The sequence below is a fragment of the Nocardia speluncae NBRC 108251 genome, from assembly GCF_001613245.1.
GTDB classification, from domain to species: domain Bacteria; phylum Actinomycetota; class Actinomycetes; order Mycobacteriales; family Mycobacteriaceae; genus Nocardia; species Nocardia speluncae.
On sequence record NZ_BDBZ01000001.1, the window covers coordinates 362,643 to 386,615 of the forward strand.

General features: G+C 67.3%; 6 protein-coding genes. 1 reads left to right on the forward strand and 5 read right to left on the reverse strand.

Translation table 11 applies throughout. The features are described 5' to 3' along the window. The first annotated feature begins 600 nt into the window (after positions 1 to 600). Positions 601 to 18,726 (forward strand): non-ribosomal peptide synthetase, encoded by an 18,126-nt coding sequence (locus NS6_RS01530; protein WP_245669089.1) that lies wholly within the window; start codon positions 601 to 603, stop codon positions 18,724 to 18,726. Between the two features lie 122 nt (positions 18,727 to 18,848). On the opposite strand, the gene NS6_RS01535 is transcribed toward NS6_RS01530, so the two are convergent. From NS6_RS01535 to NS6_RS01555, 5 genes are all read right to left on the reverse strand, one after another. Then, the gene (locus NS6_RS01535; protein ID WP_068035470.1) at positions 18,849 to 20,159 is read right to left on the reverse strand and encodes an MFS transporter; all 1,311 of its coding nucleotides are present in this window, start codon (positions 20,157 to 20,159) and stop codon (positions 18,849 to 18,851) included. Positions 20,160 to 20,460: 301 nt separating this feature from the next. Beyond that, the gene (locus NS6_RS01540; RefSeq protein ID WP_068036046.1) at positions 20,461 to 20,892 is read right to left on the reverse strand and encodes a cupin domain-containing protein; all 432 of its coding nucleotides are present in this window, start codon (positions 20,890 to 20,892) and stop codon (positions 20,461 to 20,463) included. A gap of 40 nt (positions 20,893 to 20,932) precedes the next feature. Continuing rightward, the gene (locus NS6_RS01545; protein WP_068035472.1) at positions 20,933 to 21,715 is read right to left on the reverse strand and encodes a 2OG-Fe(II)-dependent halogenase WelO5 family protein; all 783 of its coding nucleotides are present in this window, start codon (positions 21,713 to 21,715) and stop codon (positions 20,933 to 20,935) included. A 55-nt stretch (positions 21,716 to 21,770) separates the two neighbouring features. Continuing rightward, a complete protein-coding gene (locus NS6_RS01550) occupies positions 21,771 to 22,997 on the reverse strand; it encodes a CaiB/BaiF CoA transferase family protein (RefSeq protein ID WP_068035474.1) in 1,227 nt (408 codons plus the stop codon). A gap of 155 nt (positions 22,998 to 23,152) precedes the next feature. Then, positions 23,153 to 23,842 carry a GntR family transcriptional regulator gene (locus tag NS6_RS01555; RefSeq protein ID WP_084470562.1) on the reverse strand — a complete coding sequence of 230 codons (690 nt, stop codon included), beginning with the start codon at positions 23,840 to 23,842 and terminating at the stop codon, positions 23,153 to 23,155. Positions 23,843 to 23,973: the final 131 nt, after the last annotated feature.

Below are 23,973 nucleotides of genomic sequence, written 5' to 3' on the forward strand. Positions count from 1 at the left end.
GACGACAGTGCGGTCGCCGAATTCTGCTGGAACAAACTGGTACATAGGCACGCCACTTCCGAGAAGGCGATCCAGTGCAGCCAATGAATTCCACTACGGTCCGCTTCCTGCTCGCCTACCCCCACTCGGGGGCGAGACCCCGCCGTGACCTGCGAACCCGCCGCCCGCCAGGCGTGGGTCGTGAATGTGTGCACACCGCGCCGCCGGTGCGCACAGGTCCGCCGGGAGTCCGCCCCGGAATCATCGGGTTCGCCGGAAACTTCCCGGCGCGGGATTCATTGCCGTACGCAGCGAGGACCGCTGAGTCGTCGCGCGCGGCGCCTCGGCACCCTGGCCGCCGCTAATTCCCGACGGTCTTCTACACGAAATCGATAACCGTCAGGTCTCAATACTCGAAGGTTATTTGTCACGGGTTGACCACAAAATATCCGGCCATTTTCGAAAGCCGCAAAATAACGAATGAATTCCGTACCGACGGTATCCGATGCCATTTCGATCGAATTCACTTCGCATTTTCGGAGTGATCGACGTTCTTTGCGGTACGAGGCCGATACCGGCATGCCGACCGGCCCTCGAAATGACGAACTCCATGGAGGTCAGGTGCCCCAGTCCAAGCGCAACCTCGACAGCAGCCGGGAGCAGCCGGTTTCCGCGCCGGGCGGCGCGGCGGAGTTCGCCGGACCGGTATCCGGTAACGGCGCGCGCTCACGCAACGGCAACGGCAGCCACAACGGTGCCGGACCGGCCCGCGAGGCCGGCGATGCGTTGCGCCTGTCCGCGGCGCAGCGCGGGATCTGGTTCGCCCAGCATCTGGCGGGGTCGTCCCCGATCTCGGTGGCACAGTATGTCGAGATCACCGGCCCGATCGACCTCGACGTCCTGGTCGCGGCCTGTGACACCGCCGGCCGCGAATTCGGCTCCGCCTATGTGCGACTGGTCGAAGAGGACGGCGAGCCGTATCAGATCGTCGACGAAGGACTACCCTCCCCGGTGTCGGTGCTGGATCTGCGCGGACACGACGACCCGTGCGCAGCCGCGCACGACCTGATGGTCCGCGACTATTCCGCCCCGCTGGACCTGCGCAGCGACCGTCTCATGAAATGTGTTGTCTTCCAGGTCGGCTCGGACCACTACCTGTGGTACCAGCGTGCACACCATATAGTGCTCGACGGTTTCGCCGCCGTCACCATGCTCCAGCGGATCACCGAGCTGTACAACTCGTGGGTGACAGGGGAGCAGGCCCCGGCATCCACCGCGAAAGATCTCAGCGAGATCGTGGACCAGGACCTGTCGTATCGGGGTTCGACACGGTTCGAAAACGACCGCAACTATTGGACCGAACACTTGAACGGCGCCCCACCCGTTGTCAGCCTCGCGGGCCACGTGGGCAAACCCACCATCCACCCGGCCCTGGTCAGCACCGCCCTCCCGGACGCCACCGCCCAATTGCTGGACCGGGTCGTCACCGACCGCGGAACCAGCGTCACACCGGTGGTCGTCGCCGCGTTCGCCGCCTATCTCGCCCGGATGACCGGCAGCGACGAAGTATTGCTGAGCCTGCCGGTATCGGGCCGCCATTCCGCGGTGCTGCGCCGGTCCGGCGGGATGGTCGCCAACGTGGTTCCGTTGCGGGTTCCCGTCACCGGCCGCGGCACCGGTGCCGTGATCGACGCCGTGCAGGGCGAACTGACCAGCGCCCTGCGGCGGCAGCGATACCGGCAGGAGGACATCTTCCACGATATGGGTACCGCCCGCGACGAAACCGCGTCGTTCGGGCCGGCGGTCAACCTCATGATGGTGGACAACGAGATCGTGCTCGGCACCACCACCGGCCGGTTGCATGTGCTGACCTCGGGGCCCACCGCGGACCTGTTCGTCAACATCTATCCCGGTGCCGGCCGCGACAGCACCCAGATCGATTTCCAGGGCAACCCGAGCGCCTACAGCAGTGCCGAACTCGCCACCCACCACACCCGGTTCCTGAGGTTCCTGCACGAATTCCTGGCCGGCGGACCGGACCACCCGGTCAGCACCCTGCCGCTGCTGGATCCGGCGGAACGGGCCACGCTGCTACCCGTACGAGGACCGGAAAGCGTCGGCGACCGGCTGCTCCCCGATATCCTCGCCGCCGGCGCCCGCCTCGACCCCGCCGCGACCGCTATCTCCGCAGCCACCGCGACGCTCACCTACCACGACCTCGACACTCGCTCATCGCAGCTCGCGCGATACCTGATCGGCCGCGGCTGCGGGCCGGGGACAGCGGTGGCGATCGTGCTCCGCCGCTCCGCCGAGACGATCGTCGCGGCGTGGGCGGTCGCGAAATGCGGTGCCGCGATCGTGCAGGTCGACCCGGACTATCCGGCGAAACGTATCGAGCACATGATCACCGACAGCGACGCCCGGATGGTGATCACCCTCGACGCCCTCCGGGACCGGCTACCGAGCGCCACGCCGGCCCTGATCGTCGACGCCCCCGCGACCCGGCAGGCCTGCACGGACAGCGGCACCGACCCGGTCACCGACGCCGACCGCACCCGCCCGCTGCACGCCGGCGACCTCGCCTACCTCACCTACACCTCCGGTTCCACCGGTGTGCCCAAAGGTGTGCAGGTCACCCATCACGGACTCGCGAACCTCATCGCCGACCACAGCGACACCCGCGGTATGACCCCGCAGTCGCGGGTGTCCTATGCGCTCTCACCGGCTTTCGACGCCTCCTTCGAGCAGTTCCTCGCCTGTTTCGCCAACGGCGCCACACTGGTGGTCGTGCCGCCGGAGGTGATCGGCGGCGACCGGCTCACCCGGCTACTCGCCGACGAGCACATCACCCACCTGACATTGACACCGGCGATGCTGGCGACCGTGGACCCGCATCCGCTCACCGACCTGCGGGTAGTGGTCGTCGGGGGCGACGTATGCCCGCCACATGTGATCGAACGGTGGTCGCGGCACTGCGCGATGTTCAACGAGTACGGGCCCACCGAAACCACGGTGACCGCCGCGGGCGCCCGGATCCGCCCCGACCGGGACCTCACCATCGGCGGCCCTGTCCGCGGTGTGGCGGCGATGGTGCTGGACCGGGCACTGCAACCGGTACCGGCCGGCACGGCCGGAGAACTGTATCTGGCCGGGCCCGGCCTGGCCCGCGGCTACAACCGCCGGTTCTCCGATACGGCGGCCCGGTTCGTCGCCGACCCCTACGGCGGCCCGGGACAGCGCATGTACCGCACCGGCGACCTCGCCCGCTGGACCGCCGACGATTCGACGGTTTCGCTGGAACTGCTGGGCCGCACCGATTTCCAGGTCAAGATCCGCGGCTACCGGATAGAACCCGCCGAAATCGATGCCGCCCTCACCGCCCACCCGGACGTCGACCTGTCGGTCACCGTCCCGGTGCACAACAATGCCGGTGCCACCGTCCTGGCCTCCTACGTCGTCCCCGTCGACGACCACCGCGCCGACCCGGAGCAGCTACAACGGTTCGCCCGGGAATCCCTGCCACCGCATATGGTGCCGGCGGTGATCGTGCCGCTGGACCGGCTGCCGGTGAACGCCTTCGGCAAACTGGATCGCGCCGCGCTACCGGAACCGGAATTCGGGGCGGCCCCCGCCGGACGCGCCCCGGAAACCGCCCGCGAAATCCTGATGGCCGGCCTGTTCAGGGAAATCCTGGGCGTCCCGCAGGCCGGCGCCGACGACAGCTTCTTCGCCCTCGGCGGTGACAGCATTCTATCGATCCAGCTGGTGTCACGTGCCAAAGCCGTGGGCCTGGGATTCTCCACCCAGGACGTGTTCGAGCACAAAACCGTCGCGGCCCTGGCCACCATAGCCACCGAAGCCGGTGGCGCCCCGCAACTGCGGGAACTACCCGGCGGCGGCACCGGCCCGATCCCACTGTCGCCGATCGTGCACGCCATGCTCGGCCGCGGACACTACGACCGGTTCGCGCAGGCCACTCTCGTCGAACTACCCGACCGCCTCGACCCCGGCCACCTCACGCGCGCCTTGCAGACACTGCTGGACCGTCACGACATGCTGCGCGCCGCCCTGCACGTCACCGCCGCCGGCGAACACCGGCTCGAAGTCCCGGCCCCCGGATCCATCGACGCCGCCGCCACCCTCACCGACGTCACACTGCGCGACCGCGACGCCACCGAAGTCGATCGGCACCTGCAGGCGGCCGCGGACCGCCTCGACCCCGCCGCCGGTGTGCTGGTGCAGGCCGTCCGCATCCAGGACGGCACCGGCGCCGGACCGGACCTGCTGTGGCTGGTGATCCATCACCTCGCCGTCGACGCGGTATCGTGGCGGATCCTGCTCGCCGACCTCGCCCACATCTGGCTACAGGTCTCCACAGGTGAGGACCCACAGCCCGGCGCCGGCACCACCTCGGTGCGCCGCTGGGTCCACGGCCTCACCGAACAGGCATCCGCGCGGCGTCCGGCGGAACTGTCCCGCTGGAAAGAGATGCTCGCCGACGGTGACCGGCCACTCGGGTCACGGCCATTGGACCCCGAACGAGATGTCATGGCCACCGCCGGGCGGATCGAGTTGCGTATCCCGGCCGATATCACCGAAGCGGTGCTCACCACCCTCCCGGCCCGGTTCCACGGCAGCGCCAACGACCCGCTGCTCGCGGCGCTCGCGCTCGCTTTGGCGCAATGGCGGGCCCGGCGCGGCGAATCCGCCGGCACGGAACTGATCTCACTGGAAGGTCACGGCCGCGAAGAGCAGGCGGTGCCGGGCGCGGATCTCAGCGCTACCGCCGGCTGGTTCACCACCCGGTTCCCGGTCCGGCTCGAAATGTCCGGCGTCGACCTCGACGACGCCTTCGCCGGTGGCCCCGCCGCGGGGTCGGTGATCAAACAGGTGAAGGAACAGTTGCGCGCGGTCCCGGACAACGGGATCGGCTACGGGATGCTGCGTGCGCTCGATCCCGTGGGTAGCGCCGAACTCGGGAACGCGCCGGAACCCCAGATCAGTTTCAACTATCTGGGGCGGGTGGGTGTCCACGATCATTCGGGGGCGTGGACACCCACCACCGAATTCACCTCACTCACCGCGACCACGGACCCGCGGATGGCGCTACCCGCAGTACTGGATATCAACGCGATCGCCGAACCCGGCCCCGACGGCCTCGAACTCGACGCCACCTGGGAGTTCGCGCAGAACATCGTGGCCGCCGACGCCATAGCGGAACTGGCCGATCTGTGGGTGCGGGCCCTGCACGGCCTGGCCGCACATCTGCACACCGAACCCGCCGGGGGGCACACACCGTCCGATTTCCCGCTGGTCTCGGTATCGCAGACCGATATCGACGGCTGGTCCCGGGAATTCCCGGCGATGACCGACGTGTGGCCGCTGACCGCGCTACAAACCGGGCTGCTGTTCCACACCCTCTACGACCGCGACGGCGACGACAGCTACATCGTGCAGGCGACACTGACTCTCGCCGGCGAAGTCGACCCGCAGCGGATGCGGCGGGCCGCGCAGACGCTGATCGACCGGCACGACAGCCTGCGCACCGCCTTCGTCGAAACAGCCGACGGCCCACGCCAGATCGTCCTGCAGAATGTCCGGGCCGACTGGCGCGAAACCGACCTCGGTAACCACGACCCCACCGACCGCGACCACGAAATACACCGCCTCACCACCGAAGCGGCGGCACCGTTCGACCCCGCCCACCCGCCGCTGCTGCGGTTCCGGCTGCTGCGCACCGGCGCCACCGAATACCGGCTGCTGATCACCGACCATCACCTCGTACTGGACGGCTGGTCGATGCCGCTGCTGATCCACCAACTACTCGTCCTGTACACCAACGGTAGTGATGCGGCCGATCTCGCGGCCCCCCGCTCGTTCCGCGACTACCTGCAATGGCTGCACACCCAGGACGACGACGCCACCACCACCGCCTGGCAGCAGATGCTGGCCGGAGTGGACAACCCGACCCGAGTCGCCGGCCGCCCGGACCGTACGGGCAGCGCACCCAGCGGTGAGGTCGGGCTCGACCTCGACACCGGCACCGCCGCCGCGGTACTCGACCTGGGCCGCTCCCACGGTGTCACCGCCGGCACCACCGTCCAGGTGGCGTGGGCGATGCTGCTCACCGCCCTCACCGGACGATCCGACGTGGTGTTCGGTAACACGGTGTCGCACCGGCCGCCGCAGCTACTCGGCGTCGAACACATGGTGGGCCTGTTCATCAACACCCTGCCGGTACGGGTCCGGTTCGACCCCCACGAAACCGTCGCCGACCTACTGATCCGGGTGCAATCCGAACAAGCCGCGATGCTCGAACACCGCCATATCGGATTGGCGGAACTGCAGCACGCCACCGGGATCGCCGATATGTTCGACACCGTCACGGTGCTGGAATCCTATCCACTGGACCAGGAAGGCCTGGCCCGCGACCTCGACGCCGCCGGACTACAGCTGATCGACCTCGACGCCCAGGACGCCACCCCGTACCCGCTGAGCCTGCAGGTCACCCCACCGCGTCCCACCGGCGACGACGCCGGCACCTACACGGTCACCCTGCGCTACGCCACCGACCGGTTCGACGCCGAACAGGCCACCACCCTGCTCGCACGATTCGAACAGATCCTGACCCAACTGGTCACCGCCCCCGCCACCCGCACCGCCGCCGTCACCCCCGGCCACACCCCGGAAACCCGCGAACCGCTACCGGCCACCGGTGCGCCCGCCCTCCCCGAACGCACCCTGCACGACATCCTCACCGCCACCGCCCACCGATACCCGGACGCCGCCGCCGTACGATCCGGCGACACCACCCTCACCTACCGTGCACTACAGCAGCGCGCCGACGAGCTCGCCGCCCTGCTCACCGACCGCGGTGCCCGCCCCGAAACCTTCGTCGCCCTCGCACTGCCACGGTCGATCGACCTGGTCGTCGCGATCTGGGCGGTCACGAAAACCGGTGCCGCGTTCATCCCCCTCGATCCCGCCAACCCCGGCGAACGGATCGCCGGGATGCTGGCGGATTCGGGCGCCGGCCTGGGTATCACCACCGCCCCCGTCGCCGCGCACCTCCCCGGCGCCGTCGACTGGCTGACCCTCGACGACACCACCCACACCCCGCGCCCGGCGCCCGCCCGGCCGTCGACACCGGCGACACCCGAGGCCACCGCCTACCTGATCTTCACCTCGGGGTCGACCGGCACCCCGAAAGCGGTGCAGGTGACCCACCGCGGTCTGGCAGACCTCGTCGCCGCCCAGACCGAAGCCTTCGGTGCGGATTCCACCGCCACGGTATTACAGGCCGCCTCGCCCGGTTTCGACGCCAGCATCTCGGAACTGCTGCTGGCCCACGGCAACGGTGCCTGCCTGCTGATCGCGCCCCCCGACGTGTACGGAGGCGCGGACCTGACCGAACTACTGCGCACCGGACAGGTCACCCACGCCATCATCACCCCGTCCGTACTGAACACCCTGGATCCAGCGCAGCTACCGGCCCTCACCTCCATAGCGGTGGTCGGTGAAGCAACCGGCACGGACACGGTGAACCGGTGGGCCCCCGGCCGGCGCCTCATGAACCATTACGGACCGACCGAAACCACTATCTGGGCCACCGGATCCGCCGACCTGCACCCCGGGGAGCCGGTGACGATCGGCGGCCCCATCCGCGGCGTCTCGGTGGCGGTACTCGATATGTGGCTGCGCCCGGTACCGGCCGGGGTCGCGGGGGAGCTGTACCTCGGCGGGCCGGGCCTGGCGCGCGGCTATTTCGGCCGGCCCGCCACCACCGCCTCCCGTTTCGTGGCCGACCCCCGATCGGGTCGCGGTGAACGCCTCTACCGCACCGGTGATTCCGTGCGCTGGATACACGGACACACCGGACTCGAACTGGAATACCTGGGCCGCAACGATCAACAGGTCAAGATCCACGGCCTGCGCATCGAACCGGGCGAGATCGACACCCAGCTCGGCCGCCACCCCGCAGTGGCAGGCGCCGCCACCGTCGCCCGCACCGGACCCACCGGCGAACCGATACTGGTGTCCTATATCGTCCCCGCACCCGGCGCAACCCCGGACACCACGGAACTACACGACCACCTCGACCGCACCCTCGCCCACTACATGAACCCAGCGGCGATCATCGAACTCGACGCGATGCCGGTCACCGCCACCGGCAAAATCGACCGCAAAGCGCTGCAACAGCACGAATTCACGGCAGCCGATACCGCGGGACGGGCCCCCTCCACCCCCGACGAACACACCATGGCAGACCTGTTCGCACAGGTCCTGCATCTGGACAACGTGTCCGCCGACAGCAACTTCTTCACCCTCGGCGGCGACAGCATCGTCTCGATGCGCCTGGTCGCACTGGCCAAAGCCGCCGGCCTCGTCCTCACTCCCCGCGAAGTGTTCGAAGGGAAAACGGTGGCCGCGCTCGCCGCCACCGCCCGCCACGACCTTCCCACCACCGACACCGCCACGCGGTTCCCGCTCGTCACCCTCGACAAACCCGAAATCACCGCGCTGCGGCAGCAATATCCCGGGCTGGCCGAAATATGGCCCCTGTCACCGATGCAATCCGGTATCCACTTCCACTCCACATTCACCACCGGCGAGGACATCGGCAGCACCGACAACTACACCGTCCAGACCGTCATCGGATTCACCGGCGATATCGACACCGGCCGCCTGCACCGCGCCGCGCAGGCACTGATCGACCGCCACGACATCCTGCGCGCCGGATTCGTCGAAACAGCCTCCGGACCACACCAGATCGTCCTCCAGCACGCCGACACCGTATTCCAGGAATACGACCTGACCCACGAGGAACTGCCCACAGCCACCGATATCGCCGCAGCCGACGCCGCAGCCGGTTTCGATCTGTCCGCGCCGCCGCTGATCCGGTTCACCCTGCTCCGCCTCGAACCCGGCGTGCACCGACTGCTCGTCACCAACCATCATGTGATCCTCGACGGCTGGTCGATGCCGCTGCTCCTGGGTGAACTCCTCGAAAACTACGGCGCACCCGAACATATCGGCACCACCGGACCCGCCCCCTCCTACCGCGACTACCTGACCTGGCTGCAACAGCAGAACCCCGCCGACTCCAAAGCCGCGTGGGCACAGGAATACGCGGACGTGGATTCCCCCACCCACGTTGCCCGCACAACCTCCACCGAGAGCACCGCAGCCGAGGTGAACGCCGACCTGCCCGCCGACCTGTACAGCGCATTGCGTGCGGTCGCCGCCGACACAGCAGTCACCGTCAACACGGCTGTCGCCGCGGCCTGGGCACTGAACCTGCGCGTCCTCACCGGCGACACCGACGTGATCTTCGGGTCCGCCGTCTCGGGCCGGCCACCGGAACTGCCGGACGTGGACCGCGCCCTCGGCATGTTCCTCAACACCATCCCCGTCCGGGTCCGGCTCGACCCGGCGCAGACACTGCGCGACCTGCTGACCCGGATCCAGGACCAGCACGCCCGCATGCTCGACCACCACTACATCGGGCTGCCCGAAATCCATCGCAGCGCAGGCGTCACCGAATTGTTCGACACCGCGATCGCCTTCCAATCGTTCCCCGTCGACCGCCCCGCCCTACAACAACTCGTCGAATCCGCAGGCCTGCGCATCGGTGAAATCAGTGGTGTCGACGCCACCCCGTTCCCGCTGAGCCTCGTCGTCGCCCCCACCGGCGACGACGCACCGGGCCTGCGGATCACCCTCCGCTTTCTGGAGGACGAATTCGACAGCGTCCGCGCCCACCAGATCCTCGCCCGGTTCGTCGACGTCCTCACCCGCATCGCCCGCGAACCCGCCACCCGGCTCGGCGCACTGGCAGTACCCGGCGCACCGGCCACCACCCACCCGGATACCGCCCACCACACCCCGGACACCCTCGCCGGCATCCTCACCACCACCGCCGCCACCACACCCGCCGCCGTCGCCGCACGCTACGGCGCGACGACCCTCACCTACCGGGAACTCGACGAACAATCCAACCGACTCGCCCGCATCCTGCTGCGCCGCGGCGCCCGGCCCGGCCGGATCACCGCCCTCGCACTCCCACGGTCCCTCGCCGGTGTCGTAGCGCTGTGGGCGGCCGCCAAAGCGGGCACCGCGTTCGTCCCGATCGACCCGAACCTGCCCGCCGGGCGGATCGAATTCCTACTGTCGGATTCGGCGGCCCCGGTCGGCGTCACCGATACCGCCACCGCACCGAGCCTGCCCACCGGAATCGACTGGCTGATCATCGACGACGACCACACCCACCGCGACGTGGCCGCCGAATCACCGGAACCGATCACCGACACCGAACGCGGCACCCCGCTGCACCCCGACCGCAGCGCCTACGTCATCTACACCTCCGGCTCCACCGGCACCCCCAAAGGTGTCCTGGTAGGGCACCGCGCCCTCACCGATGTCGTCGCGGCGCAACAGCGCACACTGCACGTCGACGAACAATCCACGGTCCTGCAGGTCGCCTCACCCAGTTTCGACGCCAACCTGTTCGAACTACTCATGGCACACGGGTCCGGTGCGCGGCTCGTCATCGCACCCCCCGACGTGTACGGCGGCCGCGAACTGGCCGAACTCATCCGCCGCGAACACATCTCCCACGTGGTGATCACCCCGTCCGCCCTGTCCACCGTCCCCGTCGCCGACCTCACCGGCCTCCAGGTCCTGGCCACCGCCGGCGAACCCGTCGGCCGGGAACTGGTCGAACGGTGGGCACCGGGCCGCACCGTGATCAATCTCTACGGCCCCAGCGAAACCACCATCTGGGCCACCGCCGGCGAACTGACCGCCGCCGCACCGATCGGCATCGGCCGCCCCGTCGGCCCCGTCACCACCGCCGTCCTCGACACCTGGCTGCGGCCCGTACCACAGGGCGTGGCCGGCGAACTGTACCTGCTCGGACCGGGCCTGGCCGAAGGCTACATCGACCGGCCCGGACTGACCGCCGCCCGGTTCATCGCCTGCCCGTTCGACACCGGCGGTGCCCGCATGTACCGCACCGGCGATATCGTCCGCCGCAACCCCGGCGGCGACCTCGAATTCGTGGGACGCAACGACTTCCAGGTGAAAGTCCGCGGCTCCCGCGTCGAACTCGGCGAAATCGATGCCGTCCTGACGGCCCGCCCCGACATCGGCTTCGCGACCACCCTCCCGCACAGCGACGGAGGACCGGCACGACTGGTGTCCTACGTGGTGCCCACACCGGACACACACGTATCGGTCGAAACACTGACCGCCGCACTCGCCGACGCGCTCCCCACCTACATGGTGCCCGCCGCGATCATGATCCTCGACGACGTACCGCTCACCACCCACGGCAAACTCGACCGCGGCCGGCTCCCCGAACCCGAATTCACCGCCCGCGAATACCGAGCCCCCGCCACCCCGCAGGAAGAACTGGTCGCCGACACCTACGCCCAGGTCCTCGGCGTACACCGGGTCGGCGCCGACGACGACTTCTTCGCCCTCGGCGGCGATTCGCTCAGCGCATCACTGGTGGTGGCCCGCGTCGGTGCCGCCCTCGGCGCCCGCGTACCGGTACGGGCCCTGTTCGAAGCACCCACCGTCGCCGCCCTCGCCCGCCACACCGCCGCCCTGCGCAGCGGTGACCGGATACCGCTCACCGCCCGCCCACACCCCGAACCCACACCGCTGTCGCTGGCCCAGCAGCGCATGTGGTTCCTCAACCGATTCGAACCCGACTCCGCCGCCTACAACATTCCCGTGATGCTGCACCTCACCGGCCACCTCGACACCGGCGCGCTGCACCACGCCCTCACCGACGTCATCGCCCGCCATGAAGTACTACGCACCATCTACCCCGAAACCGCCGGCGAACCCCGGCAACAAGTCCTGCCCGAACCCGCACCGGCCCTGCACATCCTCCCCGCCGACACCGCCACCCTGACCGACACCGTCACCACGTTCGTACGCACCGGATTCGACGTCACCACCGAGGTCCCGCTCCGCATCGGACTGTTCGATCTCGGCACCGGCGAATACATGCTCGTCCTCGTCGTGCACCACATCGCCGGCGACGGACAATCGATGGGCCCACTGGCCCGCGATGTCGTCACCGCCTACGCGGCCCGCGCCGGCGGCCACGCACCCCACTGGCAACCCCTGCCCGTCCAATACGCCGACTACGCGCTATGGCAGCGGGAAGTCCTCGGCGCCGCCGACGACCCCGAATCGCTGCTGTCGGCCCAGCTGCGGTTCTGGCGCGACACCCTCACCGACGCCCCCGACCACCTCGACCTGCCCACCGACCGCCCCCGCCCACCGGTCGCGTCCCTCACCGGAGGCCGCATACCCGTCGATATCGGTGCCACCCTGCACACACAGCTACTCGACCTCGCCCGCACCCGAGGCTCCTCCCTGTTCATGACGATGCACGCCGCCCTCGCCGCAGTACTCGGCCGGCTCAGCAGCAGCGACGACATCGTGATCGGCACCCCCGTCGCCGGACGCGGCGAACCCGGCCTCGACGACCTCGTCGGCATGTTCGTCAACACCCTCGCCCTCCGCACCCCCATCGACACCGGCGAACCGTTCACCGAACTCCTCACCCGCACCCGCGACACCGACCTCGCCGCCTTCGAACACGCCGACGTACCGTTCGAACGGGTCGTAGAAGAACTCAACCCGCAACGCACCGCCGACCGGCACCCCCTGTTCCAAGTGATGCTCGCCTTCCAAAACCTCGCCGGCACCGACGTCGAACTCCCCGGCGTCACCGCATCCCGCGCCGACGTCGACACCGGACTATCCCAATTCGACCTGCAACTGATCCTCGCCGACTCCTACGACGACGGGGGAGCGGCCCGCGGACTCTCCGGAACCCTCACCTACGCCCGCGACCTGTTCGACGACACCACCGCACACCAACTCGTCGCGCGCCTGCTCCGCGTCCTGGAAGCCGTCACCACAAACCCCGCCGTAGCCGTCGGCGATATCGACTGGCTCGACACCGCCGAACACCACGACCTGCCGGCCAGGATCGGGCCCCGCCCCCGCGGCCCACAACCACCCGCCCTGCTACCGGACGTGTTCGCCGCCGCCGTCCACGACAACCCCACCGGCACCGCCCTCATCTCCGGCGATACCGAACTCACCTACCGGCAACTCGACACCCGGTCCAACCAGCTCGCGCGGCTACTGATCCGCCGCGGCGCCGGACCCGAACACCCCGTCCTCGTCGCCACCGGCCGCACCACCGAAGCGATCATCGCCTGGTGGGCCGTCGTCAAAACCGGTGCACCCTACGTCCCGGTGGACCCCCGCTATCCCACCGGCCGCATCGAACAAATGGTCACCGACTCCCACGCCCACCTCGGCGTCACCCTCACCACCGCCCGACCCCAACTCCCCGGCAGCATCGACTGGATCCTCCTCGACTCCCCGGCCGGCAACCCCCAACTCGACACCGAAACCACCGAACCCGTCACCGACACCGACCGGATCCGGCCACTCCGCCCCCACAACACCGCCTACATCGTATTCACCTCCGGATCCACCGGCCGCCCCAAAGGCGTCGCCGTCACCCACACCGGCATCGCCGACTTCGTCGCCGCACAACGCAGCGGCACCCCACCCCACACCACCGACCGCGTCCTGCACTTCGCCTCACCCTCCTTCGACGCCTCCCTCCTCGAAATCCTGCTCGCCGCCGGCCGCGCCGCCACCCTCGTCATCGCACCCACCGGCATCTACGGCGGCAACGAACTCGCCCAATTCCTCCGCACCCACCACATCACCCACGCCTTCGTCACCCCCGCCGCCCTCGCCTCCGTCGACCCCACCGGCCTCGACGACCTCCACACCGTCATGTCCGGCGGCGACGAAGTCCCCGCCGACCTCATCAACCGGTGGGCCGGCACCGACCGCGCCGGAACCCGCCGATTCCAGGTCCTCTACGGCCCCACCGAAACCACCATGGTCGCCACCGCCACCGGCCCCGTGCCCGCCGGCGAACGACCCACCATCGGCAGCCCGCTTCCCGGAATGCAGGCACTGATCCTCGACGACCGCCTCCGGCCCGCACCCGTCGGCGTCACCGGCGAACTGTATCTCGCCGGACCCGCCCTGGCCCGCGGCTACCTCCACCGCGCCGCCACCAACTCCGCCCGATTCACCGCCTGCCCCTACGCAGAACCCGGCAGCCGCATGTACCGCACCGGCGACCTCGTCCGGTGGAACACCCACGGCGATATCGAATTCGTGGGACGCAACGACTTCCAGGTGAAAGTCCGCGGCTACCGCGTCGAACTCGGCGAAATCGACACCGCACTCGGCGCCCGTCCCGATATCGCCTACGCCGTCACCATCCCACACCGCGACGGCACCGGACCCGTCACCCTCGTCTCCTACGTGGTCCCGGCCCCCGGCGCCGACATCGCCGCCGACACCCTCACCACCGCACTCACCGACACCCTCCCCGCCTACATGGTGCCCACCACGATCATGGTCCTCGACCGGATCCCGCTCTCACCCAACGGCAAACTCGACCGCAAAGCCCTCCCCGCACCCGTCCGGCAAGCCAAACAATTCCGGGCGCCCGCCTCCCCGGTCGAAGAAATCGTGGCCGGCGTATTCGCCGACGTACTCGGCCTCGACCGCACCGTCGGCGCCGACGACGACTTCTTCGAACTCGGCGGCAACAGCCTCGTCGCCACCCGCGTCGCCGCCCGCATCGGCGCCGCCCTCGACGCAAGCGTCCCCGTCGCGATGATCTTCGACGCACCCACCGTCGCCAAACTCGCCGCCCGCGCCGAATCCCACGCCGACACCGGACGCGTAGCCCTCACCCCACAACCCCGGCCCCCGCACATCCCGCTGTCCCACGCCCAGCAGCGCATGTGGTTCCTCAACCGATTCGAACCCGACTCCGCCGCCTACAGCATCCCCATCATCATCCGCCTCACCGGCCACCTCGACACAGACGCCCTGCACCACGCCCTCACCGACGTCATCGACCGGCACGAAGTACTACGCACCATCTACCCGCACACCGACGGCGAACCCGCACAAGTCGTCCTCCCCGCCGACCACACCACACCACCCCTGCAACCCACCCCGATAGACGAAACCGATCTACCCGCCACGATCGCCGGTTTCGTCGCCACCGTATTCGACGTGACCCGCGAAGTACCGTTACGCGCCCGGCTCTACAACACCGGCCCCGACACCTGGGTCCTGGCCGTCGTCATGCACCACATCTGCGGCGACGGATCGTCGCTCGCCCCACTGGCCCGCGACATGATGATCGCCTACCAGTCCCGAGTCCACGGCCGCCCACCCACCTGGAAACCACTACCGGTCCAATACGCCGACTACACCCTCTGGCAGCACACAGTCCTGGGCCCCGAAAACGACCCCGACTCGCTGCTACGCGCCCAAATCGACTACTGGACCACCCAGCTCGCCGACCTACCGCCCCTACTCGAACTACCCGCCGATCACCCGCGACCGGCGATCCAGACCTACACCGGCGCCGATATCCCACTCACCGTCGACGCCGACCTCCACGCCGATCTGGAGAAAATCGCACGCACCCACAACACCACCCTGTTCATGGTGTTCCACGCCGCCCTCGCCGCCACCCTCGGCCGCCTCGCGGCCACCGACGATATCGCCATCGGCACTCCCTACGCCGGACGCGGCGAACCCGAACTCGACGACCTCGTCGGCATGTTCGTCAACACCCTCGTCCTGCGCACCCGCCTCACCGACCACATGACCTTCACCGAACTCCTCGATCACATCCGCGACACCGACCTCGCCGCCTTCGGGCACGCCGACGTCCCGTTCGAACGCCTCGTCCAAGAACTCAACCCCGTACGCTCCCACGCCCACCACCCCCTGTTCCAGGTGATGCTCGCCTTCCAAAACCAGACCGGCACCGAATTCGAACTCCCCGGACTCACCGCCGCCGCCGTCGAAGCCGACACCGCGACCTCCCTGTTCGACCTCCAGATCACCGTCTCCGACACCTACAGCCCCACCGGCGCACCCACCGGAATCACCGGTGGAATCACCTACGCCACCGACCTGTTCGACCCGGCCACCGCCACCGCCGTCGCCGACCGCCTGCACCGGATGCTGCGCGCACTCGCCACCGACCCCACCCAGCAGGTCCACGACATCGACCTCCTCGACACCAGCGAACACGACGCCGTCCTGCACCGCTGGAACGCCACGAACCACCCCCTCGACCCCGACGAAACCCTCGCCGCCTTGTTCACCCGCGCCGCCGCAGCCCACGCCGACCGGCCCGCCGTCGAATCCGGCACCCACACCCTCACCTACGCCGAATTCGCCGCCCGCGTCAACCGCCTCGCCCGCTGGCTCATCACCCGCGGCGTCGGCCCCGACACCCTGGTCGCGCTACGCATGCCCCGATCCCTCGACCAGATCACCGCCATGCACGCCGTCCACGCCGCCGGCGGCGGATACGTACCCATCGACCCCACCCACCCCGCCGACCGCATCGAGTACATGCTCGACACCGCCGCACCCGTCGTCGAACTCACCACCCTCGACGGACTCGACCTCACCGGATACGACGACACCCCCGTCACCGACACCGATCGCCACCACCCGCTACGACCCCACAACACCGCCTACGTCCTGTTCACCTCCGGATCCACCGGCCGCCCCAAAGGCGTCGCCGTACCGCACAGCGCGGTACTCAACCAACTGCACTGGATCATCGACACCTACCGTCTCACCGCCGCCGACACCGTCCTGCAGAAAACCCCCGCCACCTTCGACGTCTCGGTGTGGGAACTGTTCGCCACCCTCGCCGTCGGCGCCCGCCTCGTCATCGCCCGCCCCGACGGACACACCGACCCCGCCTACCTCGCCGACACCATCGACGACCGGCACATCACCCTCACCTCCTTCGTCCCGTCCATGCTCGCCGCATTCGCCGACGCCGCACCCGCACAATCCCTCGAATCACTGCGCGCGCTACTCGTCGGCGGCGAAGCGTTCGGCGCCGACGTGGTCGCCACCGCGCGCCGCGCCATGCCCACCACCGAACTACACAACCTCTACGGCCCCACCGAATTCACCCTGCACGCCACCTCCCACCACGTCGCCGGAACCGACGACGGCAGCGTCCCCATGGGCACACCCGTCTGGAACGTCCGCGCCCACGTCCTCGACTCGCGCCTGCGCCCCGTCCCACCCGGCGTAGCAGGAGACCTCTACCTCGCCGGCAACCAGATCGCCCGCGGATACCACGCCCGCCCCGGCCTCACCGCGGAACGATTCGTCCCCGACCCCTTCACCGACGGCCAACGCATGTACCGCACCGGCGACCGCGCCCGGCGCCTGCGCACCGGCGAACTGGAATACCTGGGCCGCACCGACTTCCAGGTGAAACTCCGCGGCCTGCGCATCGAACTCGGCGAAATCGAAGCCGTCCTCGCCGAACACCCCACCGTCGCCCGCGCCATCGCCGCCGTACACACCTCCGGCACCGGCGACCGGCTCATCACCTACCTCGTCCCCACAGCCGGCGCCACAGTCGATACCGACGCCGTCCTCGCCCACGCCGCCACCGAACTACCCGACTACATGGTGCCCACCACCGTCATGGTGCTCGACACCGTACCGTTCACCGCCTCCGGCAAACTCGACCGCAAACGCCTACCCGAACCCGTATTCGAGGTAGGGGAGTACCGCGAACCCGAATCCTGGCTCGAAGGACAAGTCGCCCGCGCGTACGGACACGTCCTCGGCGTAGACCACGTCGGCGCCGACGACGACTTCTACGCTCTCGGCGGCAACTCCCTGAAGTCGGTACAGGTCGTCAGCGAACTACGCAAGGAACTCGACTACGAGGTCCCCGTCAGCTGGATCCTGTCCGACCCACGCCCCGCCGAACTCGCCAAACGCATCGAAACCGGGATGCGCACCGGACACGTCACCACCGAATCCACCACCCCCGGATTCGATGTCCTGCTACCGATCCGCACCACCGGAACGCAACCCCCGCTGTTCTGCATCCACCCCGCCTCGGGCCTGGCCTGGAGCTACCGTCCCCTCGGCGAATACCTCACCGCCGACCGGCCGATCTACGGAATCCAGGCACCACAGCTCACCGGCGCCTCCGACGGGACAGGCACCATCGAAGACACCGCACGCCGGTACCTCGACGAGATCCGCACGGTCCAGCCGCACGGCCCGTACCACCTCCTCGGCTGGTCACTCGGCGGTCAGATCGCCCATGCGGTCGCCGCCGAAATGCGGGCCGCCGGTGAACAGGTCGCGCTGTTGGCCCTACTCGACGCCGAAGTGGACGGTATGGACCGATCCGCGGTCACCTCCGTGACCGCGGGCGAATTGGTCAGCAACCTGGGGCCGGTCATGGGCATCGATTTCGTCGACGAAGACGCCACCGCCGAGGAAGCTGCCGCGCTGATCGAACAGAAACTCGGGGACAGTCTCGGTATCGACGCCACCCTGATCCAGCGCATGACAGACTCCTACAACCACTCGATCCGCGCGGCCGCCGACTGGCGACCACGGCTTCTCGACAGCGACCTGCTGTACTTCACCGCGACCAGCGAAAGACGGTCCGACGCCACCGGACACCGAGGATGGGAGCCGGTGGTCCGCGGATATGTCACCAATATCGATATCGACGCGACCCACCTCGCGATGACCGAACCCACCGTGCTGGCTCGCATCGCGCGTGTGCTCGACGAAAGATTCGATACCTAGGCGGGCCCGGAGCCGCCCGGTCCGGCCCGTGCCATGCTGTCGCCGGGCGAGTAGGACGGAACCGGACCGGGCGGGTGCCCGGTCCGGTTCGTCCGCACCGGTACGCCCGGTGACACCATCGCTCAGCGATTGACGATCCGGGCCGGCACCATCAAGGTGAAGAGCGCCCCGATGATCAGCAGAACTGTGAGCGCGTAGATTCCCAGATCCGTGTGGCCGGTGGCGGTTTTGATCCAGCCGAGCATGTACGGAGCGAGGAATCCGGCGATCGCGCCGCACGAGTTGATCAAGGCAATTCCGCTCGCGGCACCGAGTCCGGAGAAGAATGCCGGGGGGAGATTCCAGAACATCGCGGTGATCGTGATGCATCCGGCGGCGGCGAAGCACAAGCTGATCATCGACGCGACAACGTTCGAACTGAGCGACACACTCACCGCAAGCCCGCCCGCACCGACGAAGAACGGCACGATGACATGCCATTTGCGTTCCAGGGTCCGGTCCGAGTGCGCGCCCACCACGAGCAACGCGACGACAGCGCACGTATACGGGATCGCCGACAACAGACCGACATGGAGCAGGTTCGACACCCCCGTCTGGTTGATCAGTGACGGAAGCCAGAAGGAAAGCCCGTACGTTCCGGCGCTCTGGCAGAATGCTATCGCGATCAAGATCAATACATACTTGTTCCGCAACATACTGCGCAGGCTCGTGATGGCGTAGGACTCCTTCATGGCAACATCTGCCGCAATATCGGTTGCAACGAGCTCTCGCTGCTCATCGGTCAGCCACGTCGCCCGCTGGGGAGTATCGGTGATCAGCCAGTACGCCATGATGCCCAGGACGAGCGTCGGGATCGCTTCGAGTACGAACATCCACTGCCAGCCGGCGTAGCCGTGCCAGTTGTCGAGCGAGGTCAGGATCAGACCCGACAGCGGGCCCCCGATGATCCCGGACAACGGGATCGCACAGTAGAACAACGCGGTCATCTTGGCCCGGCGGCGGGAAGGAAACCAGTAGGTGAGGAGCAGAATAACCCCCGGGAAGAAACCGGCCTCGGCCGCCCCGAGAAGAAAACGCAGTATATAGAACTGCAAGGGTGTCTCGACGAATGCGAAGAGCGACGAGATCACTCCCCACAGCAGCATGATCCGCATGATCGTCTGCTTGGCGCCGATCCGGTGCATATACAGATTGCTCGGCACTTCGAAGATGAAATAACCGACGAAGAACAAGCCGGCACCGAGCCCATAGACGGCCTCACTGAATCCCAGATCGTCCAGCATCTGCAACTTCGCAAATCCGACATTCACCCGATCCAGGAAGGACGCGACGAAACACGCCATCAGGAATGGCATGAGACGCCATGTAATTTTCCGGTAGGTGCGGGACTCGAGCGCGGCACGATCCTCGCTCGACGTGGTGGCACGAGTCATCTTGGTCGTCCTTCGAAGAAGGGTGCACACAGTGCGCCCTCGGTTGCTGAAAGGAATGCCGAGTGCAGCAATGATCTCGGCGTTATCGCGGCAGACGAATCGCGAGAAAGGTTCCACAAGAAGTGGGAGCACCGAAACTCGCGGGCCGCGGAGAAGTGGGACATTCAGAGGACCACCCGGATGTCGTAACCGGAAAATGATGGCAGCCAGCAGGTTACGATCATCCGGGAGGTTGCGGTATCTGCGGATCAGGCGGCGTCGGTGATACCGGACCCGGCGCCCGCAATGAGACAGTGGAGCTCTACTTGTCGTTCTTCTTGCGCTCGAGAATCTCGGCGTCGGTGTACCAGGTCTTACGCGGCGGTGACTTGACCTCCAACTGGACGCAATCCTCCAGTGCCTCGCTCATATGCGGCACACCACGGGGATGTAACCAGGTGTCACCGGCCTCGGCGATGAACTCTTCGTCTCCGATAACGAGGCGGAGACGCCCACGCAGCAGATACCCGATGGACTCGTGGTCGTCGTGGACGTGCATGGGGTCGACCATTCCCTTCCCCTTGAACGCCTCGATGAAGATGATCTCCTTACCCACCATCAACGGCTTCACCGTGAGTTCACCGTCCTCGACGGCATCCTCGATGAGGCTCACGGGATCGGCGGGCACATCCGCGTTCTCGACAAAGTTACGTCCTGTGGGCTGGATCAATCGATCCTCGGGTTCGATAGCCATGATCACTCCTGTTGTTGATGGGTTGATGCCTGCGGGGTCGTCAAGACCACATGAGCAGGTCGTTGTTCGCGTTCACACCGAGAAACGAGCCGATCGAGACACGTCCCTCGGACGCGGATCCAGCGGCGATCTTGTGCGGGTTACGCGGGTTGAACAGCACGATCTCGCCCACATTCGGCGCGAATGTGAAGCTCTGCACGGTGGGATCGGATTCCACGGTCGAATCGGGCAGCCCACGGGCCGGGTCGTCGTCCTCGGCAGGGGTCCACGGTGCGTTGTAAACGGTCGTCTGTCCACCCACGCTCGGGCACTGAGTGTAGAGATTCCACGTGATCTGGGCCTCGATCGCACCGATCTCCCACCCCGGTGAGTTGTACGGCGCGAAATCCGCATGCAGATGCACACCGTTCGAGGCGATACGCACCACCACCGGACAATAACTCCCGTATCCGGGTTCGATCGGCACCACAATAGGACCGTCGTAGTACGGGCCCAGCATCTCCCGAAACCTACTGGGAACATCGAACGACTGGTCGTACAGTTTCTGCTGAGCCGCGACAGCAGCCGGCGCGGCATCGAAGAACTCCGCCTTCCGCCCGCCCCCCTGCCGGTACTCGTACATGACGAGACCGAGATAATGCGTCGGAGTCTCGACACTGTAAGACTTCAGATCCGGCGAGTTGTAGACCGCGTTCGTGAACGCGGCACATTCCTCCGCAGAAGCGAAACCACTGATTCGAACAGCCGGTATCTCATTCCGGATGAGAGCCTCGACGGATTCGCTGCTGAGTTCGGCTGCGTCCTCCCGCTTCCAGGTCGGCATACAAATTTCTCCAATCATCGGTGTGCTCTGGCGGTACGGGTTCGGTCGGGCATACTCAGATGGCACCACTGGTGCGCATGGCGTCGATATCGCTGCGGGATCTGGCCAGAACGTCACGAAGCACTTCGTCGGTGTGCTCTCCCAGCTCGGGCCCGAGCCAGCGGATGGAACCCGGCGTACCCGAGAGCTTCGGCGCCACGTTCTGAACCGGGAAATCACCGAGCAGCTTGTGCTGCACAGTGACAATGGCTTCACGGGCCGTGAAATGGGGATCGGCGAGCATGTCCTGCGCCCGGTAGATACGGCCGGCCGGAACACCGGAGTCCTCCAGGAGCTTCAGAAGGTCGTCGGCAATCTGCTGGGAGGTCCACCGGGAAACCAGGTCATCCAGTTCTCCCTGGTTGGCGCCGCGCGCGGTATGACTACCGTACCGAGGGTCGTCCGCCAGTTCCGGTCGGCCCATGGCGATCGCCAGGCGACGAAAAACCGTATCCTGATTCGCTGCGATGAGAATACTGCTCGAGTCCGCAGTGGGGTAGACGTTACTGGGAGCGACGTTCGGCAGTATCGAACCGCTGCGCTCCCGCTGGTAGCCCGTGAGTTCGTACTCCGGAACCGTAGACTCCATGAGCGCCAGAACAGCCTCGTAGATCGCCGAGTCGACTATCTGGCCGCTCCCGGTACGTTGTGCCGAATGCAGCGCCACCAGGGCGCCGATAGTCGCGAAAATCGCTGCGAGAGAATCACCGATCGAGATCCCCGTGCGGCTCGGCAGCGACTCGGGATCTCCGGTGATGTAACGCAGCCCGCCCATCGCCTCACCGATCGAACCGTATCCGGCGCGAGGAGCATAGGGTCCGGTCTGCCCATACCCGGTAACCCGTACCATCACAAGTTTCGGATTGAGTGCCCGCAGCTCTTCGTAGCCGAGTCCCCAACGCTCCAGGGTGCCGGGCCGGAAATTCTCGACGAGAATATCGGCCGTGGCGATCAGGTCGCGGGCAATCTGCTGCCCCTGCGCTGTCCGGAGGTTGCAGGTAACCGATCTCTTGTTCCGGCCCACGACCGGCCACCACAGCGACTCGCCGTGGGATGTGTTGCGCCCCCATTGACGCATCGGATCACCGCGCCCCGGATCCTCCAGCTTGATCACATCGGCATCGAAATCGGCCAGTAGTTGGCCACAGAACGGACCGGCGAGCAGTTGGCCCATCTCGATCACACGCACATTCGACAGCGGACCGCGCGGGCTCGGATCATCCTGCGACGTCGGGTAGGACATAGCGCTCCTCATGGTGTTTCCGGTGCGGGCCGCGGACGTGCCTGCGGGCCCCGCTGCCGGGGCTCCTGTGCGTTCGGCACAGGGATCTGCTCCGGGGGTTGGGGGAGTGGGATGGGGACGGCCGCTACCGGGCGCCGGTGGCCGTCCATTTCGGGTCAAACGAGAACATTGGTGATGTCTTGGCCGATAGCGGTGGTCTCGACGCCCTGCGGCGGCGTAAGCATCGCGGCGCGGGCATTGTGCAGATGCGATCGAACGACGGCCTCCACCCACTCCCCGTCACCCACCCGAAGCGCCGCCACGATTTCGAAATGGTGCGCGAGACTTCTCGCCAGCGACCGCTCCGTATAAACGTTGTAGTTGCGAGTGGCGATCGAGATATGGGTGACCGATGTGAGCGTCGCCAGCAACTGCGGACTGTCGGATGCCTCGAGCAGGGTCGTGTGGAACTGGCGGTTCAGGGTCGCTATCCTGCCGAAATCCCTTTCACCCTCTGCACTTCCGAGCTCCTGCATGGATTCCGCGAGCTGTTCGAGCGTATCGATCGTTTCGGCCGAGAGCCGCCCCGCCGCCTTCCCCGAGGCGACCGGTTCGAGCAATAGCCGGAGATCGAAGATCTCCGCGACCTGCTGCGGCGTCCACGAGGCAATCCGAGCGCCTCGGTTCGGCGCGATCTCCACGAGGCCCTCTGCCGCGAGGCGGGACAGTGCCTCACGCACCGGGGTCCGGCTGACCTGCAGGATCTCGGCCAGTTCGGCCTCACCCAAACGCTCGCCCGCTTCCCAACGCCCGGCCAGGATCTGTTCGCGCAGCAGAGTTGTTGCGCGTAGAGATGCTTGTGACATTCCCACCTCCAAGATTGCATACAGAGTAACCCCACTACGCCGGGTCGGCAACGGAAACAGCCAGAAACTTGCAGGATCTTCCTGATCCTGCACGCTCAGCCAAGAAAGTTGCATACATTTAACGCGCGAGG